Raw genomic sequence first — 13,183 nt, forward strand, 5'->3', positions numbered from 1 at the left:
GATTTATCACGAAAATGGCTTTTAAATAGACTACTTTTGCTTTTTAAACGGAAATAGCTGCTGCTTTAACATACCCGTTGGTACGTAATCTCCCACTACGCCGTAGGCTTTAGGCCATTCTTGTTGACCTTTTACGGCAGTGCCAAACACATAATCTAAAAATGAGAAATGCGCAGCATAGTTACGATCAATGGCTGCTTTATCGCTAGAGTGATGCCAATGATGAAACTGCGGCGTAACCAATAAATACTTCAACCAGCCAAATCTCACCTGTACATTGGCATGGTTAAATACCGCCTGAAAACCCACGATGATCACATATAAGCTGATCACTTGCTGCGAAAAACCCAATACAAAAATTGGCGTAAGTACTAAACTACGGGTGACTAATATCTCTAAAATATGCTGGCGAGATCCAGCTAACCAGTCCATTTCTTTGGCACTGTGGTGTATACCATGAAAACGCCATAAAAAAGGCACTTCATGGTAAGCCCTATGCACAAAATACTGCATCAAATCAGCCACTAAAATAATTAACAGCACTTGCAAAATAAACGGCAATTGATTGATATAGCCTTGTACGGTGCTCGATACCGCCCAACCAAAACCATAGTGTACAAAATGATTGGTTACTAACAGCACAAAACCAATAATCAAATGGTTAACGAAAAAGTGGTTTAAATCACCGCGCCATTCACTGCGTAATATTTTTTGCTGTTTGCGATGGGGTAATAATTTTTCAATCAGAATAAAGATTAGGGTTGAGCCTAATAAATCTAAGATAAACCAATCTAGGCCAATATAGGGCGTGTTATCGGCAAAATCATTTACCTCAACATTTGGGCCACCAAACACAATAGCAAGTACAATAAAAAGCCATGCCGTCGCACCTAAGCGTTTATTTTTATTACGCACAAAGTTAAGTAATCCTAAGCTACCAGCTACGATAAGCGCAGCGAACATCAGTTGCCGTAAAAACTCGACACTGTAGCTTTTTCTCAGTTCAGGGGTGGTTAAATATTCGGGGAAATGAAAAGCGAGCACGCCTAAACATGATAGCATCGCTAAAAAGCAGGCAATATAACCGCTAATATTTCCTTCACCAATTTGCAAGTGATTGGTGCGAAATACGCGACGGGGTAAATGACTGAGCATTGAATTATCCTTTTTCAATTTTTCGCTAGAATAGCATATTCATTACCAATTACTAAACGTAAAAAAGCCGCGATAGTCGCGGCTTTGTTGGATAAAGCTAAACTTTTACATGCTTAATTATAAATACTGACCGAGTGTCTTAACTTGGTCTAACATGCGGTTTGAGAAACCCCATTCGTTATCATACCAAGCCATTACTTTAACAAGTTTGCCATTAGCTTTAGTTTGCGTGCCATCAAAGATTGACGACGCTGGGTTATGATTGAAGTCGATAGAAACAAGCGGTAGCTCGTTGTATTCTAAGATTTCTTTCATTGAGCCAACAGATGCAGCTTTCATTATTTCGTTGATTTCTTCAGTTGTTGTATCACGCTTAGTGATAAAGGTAAAATCAACTAACGATACGTTAATTGTCGGTACACGCACTGACATACCGTCAAGTTTACCCGCAAGCTCTGGTAATACTAAACCAACGGCTGCTGCAGCACCTGTTTTAGTTGGGATCATAGACTGTGTTGCACTACGCGCACGGTATAGATCTGGGTGATACACATCTGACAAGTTTTGGTCATTTGTGTAAGCATGAATAGTCGTCATGCTACCTTGCTCGATACCAACTGTATCGTTAATTGCCTTTGCAATTGGGGCTAAACAGTTAGTCGTACATGACGCATTTGAAATAATGTTACTGTCTGCATTGATCACGCCGTCATTTACGCCATGTACAACCGTTGCATCTAAATCAGTACCAGGGGCTGATACGATTACTTTTTTCGCGCCTGCTGTAATGTGCTTAGCTGCATCTTCGCGCTTTGTGAAAAAACCCGTACATTCTAAAACGATATCAACGTTTAATGCTTTCCATGGTAGGTTAGCAGGATCACGCTCTTGGGTGAGAGTAATAACGTCGTCACCAATCAACATAGTGTTATCAGCAAGCGTTACTTTATGAGAAAATTGACCATGCACTGAATCATATTGTGTTAAATGAGCATTAACATTAGCGGGTGCTAAATCGTTAATTGCCACAATTTTGATCTCGTTATTTTGTGCAGACTCATAAAGCGCGCGTAATACATTGCGACCGATACGGCCATAGCCATTAATTGCTACATTAATCATTTAAAAACTCCCCTTAATTATTTAATTTCACTTGCTTGGCGAGCAAGCGCTTCAATGGCTTGCCAGTCTTTGTTTTCAATCAATTTTTTATCGAGCATCCAAGTACCACCAACACAGATCACATTACTCAGTGCTAAGTAGCTCGGTGCAGTTGCTAAGCTAATACCGCCAGTTGGACAAAACGTAACCTGCGGTAATGGCCCGCCTATCGATTTAAGCATTGCAGTGCCACCCGCAGCTTCGGCTGGGAAGAACTTTAAAAACTTAAAACCATGACTTGCTAACTTCATCACTTCACTAGGCGTCGCGGCACCTGGTAAAAATGGAATATCAGTCTCTTTAGCAAGAGCTAACAGCTCATCATTTACACCTGGGCTGACCATAAAGTCAGCACCTGCCGCAACCGAAGCCTCAAAGCTTGCTTTATCAACAACGGTACCTGTGCCTACATAAGCCTCTGGTACTTCGGCTTTCATTAGTTTTACGGCTGCTGCAGCAATTGGCGTGCGCAGTGTAATTTCTAACGCTTTTAAGCCACCGTTATAAAGTGCTCTTGCAAGCGGCGCGGCATCTTCTAAATTATCAATCACCACCACTGGCACGACCGGTGCCGATGCTAAGATTTTTTCTATGCTCATTGTATGTCCTCATTACCCTGTGAATGGCTAATTATTATTCTATTCCAAACGCACTAGCGCCTAAGTCTGCGCTACTAACAATATTTCTAAATCCGGTGAACAACTCACGGCCTGTGCCAAACGTTAAGCTAGGTACGCTAAGTTGTAATTCACGCTTTGCTAATTCTTCATCACTTACATGTACTTTTAAAATACCCGCGGGTGCATCAAGCGTCACCAAATCACCTTCATGGATTTTTGCTATAATGCCACCTTCAACCGCCTCTGGCGCTAAGTGAATGGCAGCTGGCACTTTACCTGATGCGCCTGACATACGACCATCAGTCACAATCGCCACTTTGTAGCCTTCATCTTGCAAGGTTGCCATGACTGGCGTTAGCTTATGTAGCTCTGGCATGCCTTTGGCTTTCGGGCCTTGCTCTTTTAGTACCGCAATGAAATCTTGGTTTAACTCACCACGTGTATACGCTTCTTGCAATGCACTTTGTGAACTAAATACTTTTGCAGGTGCTGTTACCACTTGGTGTTCTATTGCAACAGCTGACACTTTGATCACGGCCTTACCTAAATTACCTGTAAGTAACTGTAAGCCACCTTGCTTGCTGAATGGATTATCTACTGGACGAAGTACTTCTTCATCTAATGACTTTTCAGGACACGGCACCCACTTAACTTTACTTGGGCCGTTTGAATCGGTCATGATCAAGTTGTTATCAGTATCCAAACGAGGCTCACAGGTGTAAGCTTCAAGGCCTTCACCAACAATGGTTTTAACATCATTATGTAAGAAACCAGCGCCAACTAATTGCTTCATCAAGAAGCCCATACCACCGGCTGCTTGGAAGTGGTTAACATCTGCCGAACCGTTAGGGTAAATACGTGTTAGTAATGGCACCACTTCAGATAAATCCGACATGTCTTTCCACGTCAGCTCAACACCAGCCGCTTTAGCAATAGCAACCAAGTGGATAGCATGGTTAGTAGAGCCACCCGTTGATAACAAACCAACTAAACCGTTAATAATGGTTTTCTCTGTTACGACATCAGCCAAACAATTTGCATCTTTGCTTTGTATAAGCTGTTTCAGCATGGTTTCTACCGCATTACCGGTTAAACCATCGCGTAACTCTGTGTATGGGTTAATAAACGAGCTTCCAGGAAGGTGCAAGCCCATTATTTCCATTAACATTTGGTTTGAGTTAGCAGTACCGTAGAAAGTACACGTACCGGCACTGTGATAAGACGCACTTTCAGCCTCTAAAAGTTCATCACGGCTTACTAAGCCTTGGGCAAACTTTTGACGAATTCGCGCTTTTTCTTTATTTGGAATACCCGATTGCATAGGGCCTGCTGGTAAAAACGCAACAGGTAAATGACCAAATGATAATGCGCCAATTAATAAACCTGGGACAATCTTGTCACACACACCTAAACAGAATACGCCATCAAACACATCGTGTGATAACGAAATTGCCGTAGACATAGCAATAACATCACGAGAAAAAAGCGATAACTCCATGCCATCACGGCCTTGGGTAACACCATCACACATCGCTGGTACACCACCTGCGACTTGGGCAGTGGCATCGTATTTTGTAGCAATGTCTTTAATTAAATCAGGGTAATCTTTGTAAGGCACGTGTGCAGATAGCATATCGTTGTATGAATTGATAATTGCTAAGTTTGGCTGCTCATCAGCTTTTAAACGTGCTTTATCATCGCTGCTGCAGGCAGCCATTACGTGAGCAATATTACCGCAACCTAAACCAGAACGAACTCTTGTTTGTTTTTTTGCATGATTAATGCGTTCTAAATAGGCTTGGCGAGTAGCTTTACTGCGTTCGATAACGCGTTCGGTGACTTCTTGAATACGAGGATGCAACATAAAATTCGACTCATCTCTATGGTTAGAGGATAAAGGCTCAGTGGCAAGTACATACTCCACGAATGAACTTGCACTGAGCATCTTTGATTTACCCGTTCAAAGGTATACGTTGCCAAGTTGTCTCTCACAATCAACCTGACACCGGTGTCACTGTATTAACGCACGACTGTGACACCGGTGTCAACCTTATCATATAAATTTAGTTTAATTTTTTTAAATGACCAAATAATGACCACAATTAATTTTTCAGCCGTTATCGTACTTTTGCCAATAAGCTATTTTTACAAGGACTAAAACAGCGTTAACAAAAACACATTAAATAATTGATATTAATGAATTAATTTTAAAGCAGAGATAATGGCAAGTGTATTGAAGCCGTTAAAAGTAGTTATCAATGTTTAGCTAAAAATAAATTACTGATGTAATCAAGCTAACTGATATATTCACAAAATGAGTTAAATTATTTACTGAGGAAACTAAGCGCTGAAAAAAAGGTAAAAAAATGCCCGAGTAAGCGTCACTCAAACTCGGGCAACTGTGAAAATTGGTTCCTTGGCAAGGCAAGGCTATTTAACTTGTGCGGTGGACTCACGAGTGATCAAACGCGCTTCTAGCGTCACTTGATATGGCTGCTCTTGCGGATCGCCAATATGCTCAATTAGTTTATTAACCGCTTGCTGAGTCATCTCTTCGACTGGCTGCGCGATCGTTGTCAGGCCCGGCCAAATATGGCGTGCAATTGGCGCGTTATCAAAACCCGCAATTGAAATATCATCAGGTACTTTTAATTGGCGCTGTGTAGCCAATTTAAGCACCGCAGCGGCCATGTAATCGTTTGATGCAAAAACCGCTGTAGGGCGTGGGGTTAAATCTAAAATGCTACGCGCACTGTCTACACCCGAGTGATAACTAAAGTTACCCTCTTCAACCAAACGTTCATTAAACTCTATACCATGGGTACTTAATGCACGTCGATAACCTTTAAAACGTTGTTCGGTGGCACTGTGATCAGGGTGACCTTTAATGAAGGCAATCGCCTTATGGCCCAAATTAATTAAGTGCTCAGTGATCTCAAAAGCACCTTGCTCATCGTTACTACGTACTGAAATAGAATCATCTTCAAGTACAGCAGATGCAACACGTGCATAAGGGATCTTTTTACTTTTGAGAAAATCAACCAGTACCTTAAAATCAGAAAACGGTGGCGTTAATACCAAGCCATCAAGGCGAGAAGATTGCAGTAAATGTTCGATGTTACTGATCAACGCGTCTCCACGCAGATCACATGGATGGATCAGCAAGTTATAGTTGTTCTCTTGGCACGCCGCAAGCGCACCAGTCTGCACCCGTGTGATATAACTTTTACTCGGGTTATCATAAATACAACCAATAATAAAACTACGATTCTGTGCCAAACCGCGCGCAATAGGGTTAGGTGTGTAGTCGAGCTCTTTAAATACTTTGAGCACTTTTTCACGGGTTGCATCGCTCACATTAGGCTCATTATTTAAAACACGTGAAACGGTTTTTTTAGACACCCCAGCATAACTTGCAACACTATTTATAGTAACTTTCTTCATCCAACCTTCCCAATAACATCCCTATAAGCGATGTATTATGACTGCTCATTGACGTGCAAACAGGCCGCAGCACCAATAAGTGGAATATTATCTTGTGTGACGAGCGTCACAGGTATTTGCCCCACATATTGCGACATAATCCCTTTAGCACCAAAACGCTCAACAAAACGACTAGCAAGTAAACGTGCTTGCATACGTGGTAAAATACCACCACCAATATACATACCGCCAAGCGCACCAAATGCCATTGCAAGGTCCCCTGCTACACTGCCTATCCAATCGCAAAATTGGTTTAAGGTCGCATCGCAAATCTCACATTCACCACTATTTGCTAATTCGCTAATTTGTGCAGCCGTTAAATTCTTTGCTTCAACGCCTTTTACAGCAGCCATTGCTTGATACAAATGCGCAATACCAGGCCCTGAAAACACCGTTTCTACCGATACATGCGGTAATTGCTTTCGTAACTGAGTGATCAATTGAGTATCAAGGTCATTCACTGACGCAAGCGTGATATGCCCGGCTTCGCAGCTCAAAACAGCACTTGCTTGTGTTGTACGAACTAAGCACGCGGCACCAAAACCTGTGCCTGGGCCCATTACTGCAATATTTGCATCAGTATCGGCTTGTCCGGCTTTAACTGCAATGTTTTGTTGCGGATCTAAATAAGGTGCTGCATAGGCAAATGCGGCAAAATCGTTGATCACTTCAAGTTGCGCTAAATCAAATTCAGCTTTAACTTCGGTCACGCTAAAATGCCAACCTAAATTAGTCAAATGGACTTGGCCAGCTTTTATTGGTCCCGCTACGGCTAAACATGCGCGACGAGGTTGAATATGGCTAACTTGCGACAAATAATGCGCTAATGCACCTTGCAACGAGCCAAAATTGGCGCTTGGAAAGGTAATATTATGCTCAATAACAAATTGTTTTTTTTCTAAGTCGAAAGCAGTAATTAAAGCAAAACGGGCATTCGTGCCGCCGATGTCGGCCACTAAAATAGGATCGAATTGTGAATTTGGCTTGGAGTTCATCGTGTTTTCTCTTTTGTCTAAGCGGTTTAGATACTTAGCTATAACCGAGCTTATTATTGTAATTTCAATGGTCTTGCTATCGCTATGAGATAAACTTTGAGCTATCACCTCAAAGCAGATACTCTAGTATAAAAAATGCTGCCCAACTAAATGGGCAGCCAATACGTTTTGACAACAAAATGATAAAACGTCTACATTATGACACCGGTGTCAGGGTTGAATCAATAAAAATTTTAGATTACTGATAAATAGCTTGTAAAAATCAACAAATAAACGAGAATGGCACGAGTTATTTGCACTTTATTTACTTAAAGCAATTAGGTTGTGTATGAAAGGTAAAGCTACATCGTTTGACATTGCCCACTATGCAGGGGTATCGCAGTCTACTGTTTCGCGCGCGTTGCGTAACAGCCCATTGGTTAATGAAGAAACCCGTAAACGTGTTTTTGAAGTAGCTAAACAACTTAATTATAAAGTTGATAAAAATGCCAGTAACTTACGAACCCAACAAAGTAGTACGCTTGCTTTGTTACTGTTTGAAGACCCAACTGCTGATGAATCACAAATAAACCCATTCTTTTTGGCTATGCTTGGCAGTATTACCCGCGCATGCGCTGCCCAAGGTTATGACTTGCTGGTATCTTTTCAATCAACCAGTGCCGATTGGCAAGCGGATTACGAAGACAGCCACCGTGCTGACGGCATCATATTGCTAGGTTATGGCGATTATGTAGATTACCAAGCCAAATTTAGCAGTCTAATTGAGCAAAACACCAAATTTGTTTGCTGGGGAGCCAGTGTAGATAACCGCCCTGATCTCACTGTAAGTTGTGATAACTACGGTGGCGGCAAACTTGCGGCAGCACATTTATTGCGTGCAAATAGAAAAGACTGCGCCTTTATTGGTGATGCATCAGAGCATAGTCCTGAATTTTTTGCTCGCTATCAAGGATTTAAGGACGAATTTAATCAGCACGGTATTACTCTAAGTGAACGTAAAATGGCTAATGCTATTTCCACCGAAGAATCGGGCTATCATGCCACTCGTTCATTAATAGCCAACAACATTCACTTTAATTCATTATTTGCCGCCAGCGACTTAATCGCCATTGGTGCTATACGGGCACTCAAAGAAGCCGGTATAAAAGTACCCGATGATGTTCATGTTGTGGGGTTCGACAACATTGCCGTTGCCAGTTTTACTAACCCGCCACTGACCACAGTGCAACAAGATACCACCCTCGCAGGGCAAATGCTGGTTGATAATTTACTAAAATTGATCCGTGGTGAAGTAGTAGAAAACACCCTACTACCGCCATCATTGATCATTCGTGGTTCAAGTATTTAAAGTAAATTAATACGTCGCTATAAATACAAAATCCCATACTTAGCCTTGTGATTGCCAGTTTTCACACCACAAGGCTAGTGTTTAGTTTTGAGCCAAAAACCCTCACCACATATTTCTAACGAGCAGAAAATGTGATGTTAAATTCACCAAGCCCCGCATATGAAATTACGGTATTGATGTCTGTATCTAAATCAATAACCCCGCAGTACGATCCCGTGATAAATACCTGCCCTGCTTTTATATCTACACCTAACTGCGTAAGATAATTGACCGCCCAATACAGTGGCGCTTGCGCAAGTCCACACGGGTGTTTACCAACCTGTGTATTACTGTGAGCATTTTGTGTGATGGACAGCTCTATTTGCGCTGCAGTAAAAGCATCCGCTTTATTGATTTCAGGGCCGATAACAATACCTTGATTAAATAATCCATCGGCTAATTTTTCAAAATGCGTTGGCTGGTAATCATCAGAAAAGCGGTTCTGGATCAGTTCAAGTGCCATATGGGCTTTGCCTACAGCATTGTCTATCTGTTCATCGCTATAACACCCTCTCGCAAGTAAGTCTTGAGCAAATACAAATGCAATCTCAGGCTCAACCCGTACTTGGTTAGTGTGCGTATAGGCTTTACAAGTTTGCGTAGATGAGTGAGGTTTGCTTAACAGTGGCGCTAAAATAATCGAACCATCATCTAAGGGCAGTAAGCACTTCCAACCGAAAACCTGATGGTTATTAAGTGCGATCATTAATTGTTGTACCGCAAGGCTCTCTTCAAGGCAGGTTAATGATAAGCCAGTTGGTAAATCTGATTGCGCACCAGCGGTGTCTCTTTGCGCTATAAAATGACGTGCAATTGCCTGTATGTGAGTTGAATTATCCATATTATTCTCTATATGAGCTGGGCTACGGGACCCTGCAATAAACTATCCGTTCGCGTTTATACAATAAACGAAAGTGAAATTGCAGCTAATTTACTATCTCTCATTGAAAAAAGCGCTAAAAATAAGATGACAAATAGCACCAATAGCAGCCCCTACAATTAAAGCTTTAAAACCCCCAAAAAGATTTATTAACAACCAGTACCCTTGTCCAGCGTCCAATGAACCTGTTGCCATGATGTCTGTTAACATCATGTAGTTCCAACCAAGGTGTAAGATGATAGGGGCAACAAATGAGCCTAGTACTAGCCAGTAAAACAAAGGTTCTATTGGCTTTTTACATTTCATATCCATGATATACAACACTATAAATGGCAGTAGTATCGGAATAGATAAAATAATTGTAGTACCCATTGCGCTTAAGATTGAGCTATCACCAATAACAAACCCTAACCATGCAATCGTCATTGCGATCGCAACACTAAATAAAGCAATTTTGGTAATTATCGACATAAATATCATCCTTGAAAACAGCTGCACCAGTCTAAATTTAGCAAATTAAACTATATTTGCTAGGCCAACATACTTTATGTAATCCGCTCAGCATCATCTAACATTTTTACTGGCAGTTGATTTTTCAACCATAAAAGGTGCTGGAGGATATGGACAACACTAAAAAATAGCGGTCCTCCAATTATAAATAATTTATACCAGCTAAAACTTAAGCTAAGAAACTCACCTTGATAGTTACAACTCAACCAATACACATAGAGCAAATTAGATGCTAAATGAGGAAGAACGTAGTAAGTGTTTTTATATGTAATTCCATTTACATCCATATCGATGAAGTCACCTAACCCAAGGTGTCGTAACTCTGGAAAATGAGGCTTTGGGATTTCATCAACAATTACAAAATATGCCTGTTGTAAAAATTCCAAAGAATAAAAGCCTTTAAACTCATCAAAAAATGTAGAGCAAGCGACCCTTTGTTCTTGGTGCTTTAAAAAACAATGAATTATGGGTAACATGAGGGCTGGAGAGCTCCAGCTACCCGATTAGCTTTATTTGAGTGCATTTAACTCAGCTTTAAGGCTTTTTAATTTGATGAAATGTGCCTGTCCTATTTTTCCTCTTTTTTCCTCCATATGTCCCTTAAATTAATCAAAAATTATGACGATTGCACAAGGCGCATCGTCTCTTATGACGTCGTTGTTATTTCGATTTCAATAGTTATCACTGCTTAGGCTTTAGGGTTTCAATGATTTTTGCATCAACCCAGTAAATATCGCCTTCAGGTTGTGTGCCGTCTGTATCCCGAACGGGTTTTCGGTTAAAGAAAAGATACTTACCGTCTGGAGATACATAGCCACTCGCTTCTGTTCCATCAGTGTTAATGCTATCGCCTAAGTTTATTGCACTACCCCATGCACCATCCGGCTGGCGAAAGCTGATATACAGATCCGTATCACCAAATCCCTGTTCTTTCTCACTATCCCAGATAATGTAAGACTCATCAGGAGCGATAAACGGATGGGCAGTCCACTTGCCAGAATTAATATGATCGGCCAGCAATCTCGGCGCCTGGCGCTGGCCGTTTTTAACCTCAGAGATTCTGAGCACATCATTGCTTTTGTAATCATCAAATATATAGGTACCATCGGCCGCTGCTGACAGGCGCATAATGCCCCAATCTTCCCGGTCAAACATCGGACCAAGGCTTTTTACCTCTGACCAACCATCCGCGGTGCGTTCCCTGTATTTGTTACCCAAATGCAGGGTATTGCCATCTGGTGACAGTATTGGTCGGCCAATTCTGGGGCCAATCACCGACTCTTGCCACTGGTTATTCTCAAGTTTAAAACGCATTAACCACCACTGTTGCGTATCCACGTCCCTTCTGGAGAAGTAGAACTCGGTTAAATCTGGCGTGAACGAGCCGCTAAAGTCGCGATGCCGGAAAGAAAAAAGGACAGGCACATATTTGCAAAACAAGAAAAAAGGACAGTCACATATTTGTGACAAATAAACTAACAACTCTCCTGTTGCAGGTAACCTTGCTCATAATCGCGTAGGCTGCAATTTCTATGGTAAGTATGCTACTTAAAAACTTTATTTGCTCTACGAGCCACTCTCGACGATGATCGAAGTTTTTACCTGTGTATTTATCATCACCACACAAAAACGCCCGCCTAACGCATCGTGAGATTAAGTGCTAATAAAGTGTGGATGCTAAATCAATCGGCTTTTTTCTTGCACTATTCATACATATCAACTTTAGTGGGGCTATAACAACTTAAGAAAGCTGCAGCTCTTCGTTCAGCCTGCGCCTTTGTACCATTTCACATCGTTGCTAGCGGCTTGCTGCTTTAACCGTTGTTTACTGCCTGCAAAATTTGAGTACTGTTGCCTAAATCGCATTATTGATTCAAGCCATTGCGCTTCTTCTATATTTAAAGTGAGCAGTACTTTTGGCATGGTTTTGTTTATATGCCCTTTTTTCTTTGGATCTATGTGGCGGCCACTCCAATCAACTAATTCAATGTAATCCAGTAAGGCAAAAGGGATCGTGTTTTTGATGTGGTTGCCACCAAATGGTTTTAGCTGGGATGGCTGACTTTCATGCTGAATATTATCTTTTTGTTTAAGGGGCAGATCTACTTTAACTTTGTCCATAGTGAAGGCTTTGAAATGCGCTATACGCGCTTGAATTGAAGTAAAATCACTGTCTTCAAGCGTATCGGCTATGTTTGCTCTGATAGGATTCAAATCAACGTAAGCCATGCAACTAAGTATTGCGGTTTCATCCAATAATGCTTGTGATTTATAGCGCCCTTCCCAATACTTGCCCTTACAGTTATCTTCTTTATTGGCTTCGCGAGCAATGTATTCATTGAGGTTTTTCATATACCAGCTTATGTCATAGAGTCTTTCTCGCCATTTAGCGATGATCTCATTGAAAAAGAGTAAACTTATCTTATCTAACTCCTCTCCATTTAAGTAGCGATCAACCAAAACATGGCCGTTATAAAGCAGATACCAACGGTTAATTACTTCGTCATCAGACCAATCAAGTGCTTGACGCTGGTTAACGTTCACAACAAGATGGTAGTGATTGCTCATAATCGCGTAGGCTGCTATTTCTATGGCAAATACACTACTTAAAAACTTTATTCGCTCTACTAACCACTCCCGACGATGATCAAAATTTTTACCTGTGTATTTATCGTCACCACACAAAAACGCTCGCCTAACGCATCGTGAGATTAAGTGATAATAAGGTGTAGACGCTAAATCAATAAGCTTTTTTCTTGCCCGGGTCATACATATCAACTCCAGTTAAACTGTATATAACAACAGTAGTTGATGCTATGGATTTTGCAAAAAATTTGCAAATAAATGTGCCTGTCCTATTTTTCCGCCGATGTGAAATACGTAGGGCATGGAGATAAAGCCCTCACTTACTTAGCGCGCTACTTGTATCGCGGGGTAATTAATGAACAAAATATCATTGAAAATCAGCACGGGAATGTGACCTTTCGTTACC

13 protein-coding genes are annotated in these 13,183 nt (G+C 41.3%); 2 read left to right on the top strand and 11 right to left on the bottom strand.

Annotated features, from left to right (window positions below):
- Positions 1 to 30 precede the first annotated feature (30 nt).
- The 6 genes from A7968_RS13670 to glk all read right to left on the bottom strand — a co-directional run bounded on the left by A7968_RS13670 (position 31) and on the right by glk (position 7,414).
- Positions 31 to 1,155, bottom strand: a complete 1,125-nt coding sequence (locus A7968_RS13670) for a sterol desaturase family protein (RefSeq protein WP_064667120.1) — start codon at positions 1,153 to 1,155, stop codon at positions 31 to 33.
- A gap of 117 nt (positions 1,156 to 1,272) precedes the next feature.
- Positions 1,273 to 2,277: a type I glyceraldehyde-3-phosphate dehydrogenase gene (gap, locus tag A7968_RS13675; protein WP_064667121.1), complete on the bottom strand. Its 1,005-nt coding sequence runs from the start codon at positions 2,275 to 2,277 to the stop codon at positions 1,273 to 1,275.
- A gap of 17 nt (positions 2,278 to 2,294) precedes the next feature.
- Positions 2,295 to 2,915 carry a bifunctional 4-hydroxy-2-oxoglutarate aldolase/2-dehydro-3-deoxy-phosphogluconate aldolase gene (gene eda / locus A7968_RS13680; protein ID WP_064667122.1) on the bottom strand — a complete coding sequence of 207 codons (621 nt, stop codon included), beginning with the start codon at positions 2,913 to 2,915 and terminating at the stop codon, positions 2,295 to 2,297.
- 34 nt (positions 2,916 to 2,949) lie between these two features.
- A complete protein-coding gene (gene edd, locus A7968_RS13685; protein ID WP_064667147.1) occupies positions 2,950 to 4,800 on the bottom strand; it encodes a phosphogluconate dehydratase in 1,851 nt (616 codons plus the stop codon).
- Between the two features lie 566 nt (positions 4,801 to 5,366).
- Entirely contained in the window at positions 5,367 to 6,380 is a 1,014-nt protein-coding gene (locus tag A7968_RS13690; protein ID WP_064667123.1) for a LacI family DNA-binding transcriptional regulator, read from the bottom strand.
- Between the two features lie 35 nt (positions 6,381 to 6,415).
- On the bottom strand, positions 6,416 to 7,414 hold the full coding sequence (gene glk, locus A7968_RS13695) for a glucokinase (RefSeq protein WP_064667124.1): 999 nt from the start codon (positions 7,412 to 7,414) through the stop codon (positions 6,416 to 6,418).
- A gap of 328 nt (positions 7,415 to 7,742) precedes the next feature.
- Between glk and A7968_RS13700 the strand changes: the two genes are divergently transcribed.
- Entirely contained in the window at positions 7,743 to 8,762 is a 1,020-nt protein-coding gene (locus tag A7968_RS13700; RefSeq protein ID WP_064667125.1) for a LacI family DNA-binding transcriptional regulator, read from the top strand.
- Positions 8,763 to 8,877: 115 nt separating this feature from the next.
- On the opposite strand, the gene A7968_RS13705 is transcribed toward A7968_RS13700, so the two are convergent.
- From A7968_RS13705 to A7968_RS13725, 5 genes are all read right to left on the bottom strand, one after another.
- Complete coding sequence (locus tag A7968_RS13705; RefSeq protein ID WP_064667126.1) at positions 8,878 to 9,642, bottom strand: fumarylacetoacetate hydrolase family protein; 765 nt, start codon at positions 9,640 to 9,642, stop codon at positions 8,878 to 8,880.
- Positions 9,643 to 9,735: 93 nt separating this feature from the next.
- Entirely contained in the window at positions 9,736 to 10,152 is a 417-nt protein-coding gene (locus A7968_RS13710; RefSeq protein ID WP_064667127.1) for a hypothetical protein, read from the bottom strand.
- A 74-nt stretch (positions 10,153 to 10,226) separates the two neighbouring features.
- Entirely contained in the window at positions 10,227 to 10,577 is a 351-nt protein-coding gene (locus tag A7968_RS23905; protein WP_208855841.1) for a hypothetical protein, read from the bottom strand.
- A gap of 295 nt (positions 10,578 to 10,872) precedes the next feature.
- The gene (locus A7968_RS13720) at positions 10,873 to 11,505 is read right to left on the bottom strand and encodes a TolB-like translocation protein (RefSeq protein ID WP_084448208.1); all 633 of its coding nucleotides are present in this window, start codon (positions 11,503 to 11,505) and stop codon (positions 10,873 to 10,875) included.
- Positions 11,506 to 11,955: 450 nt separating this feature from the next.
- Entirely contained in the window at positions 11,956 to 12,960 is a 1,005-nt protein-coding gene (locus A7968_RS13725) for a transposase (RefSeq protein WP_208855842.1), read from the bottom strand.
- Positions 12,961 to 13,035: 75 nt separating this feature from the next.
- On the opposite strand from A7968_RS13725, the gene A7968_RS22970 reads away from it, so the two are divergent.
- Positions 13,036 to 13,183 (top strand): transposase (locus A7968_RS22970; protein WP_208855843.1); only part of this gene is annotated, 148 nt, incomplete at its 3' end.

Source organism: Pseudoalteromonas prydzensis (genome assembly GCF_001661495.1).
GTDB lineage: Bacteria > Pseudomonadota > Gammaproteobacteria > Enterobacterales > Alteromonadaceae > Pseudoalteromonas > Pseudoalteromonas prydzensis.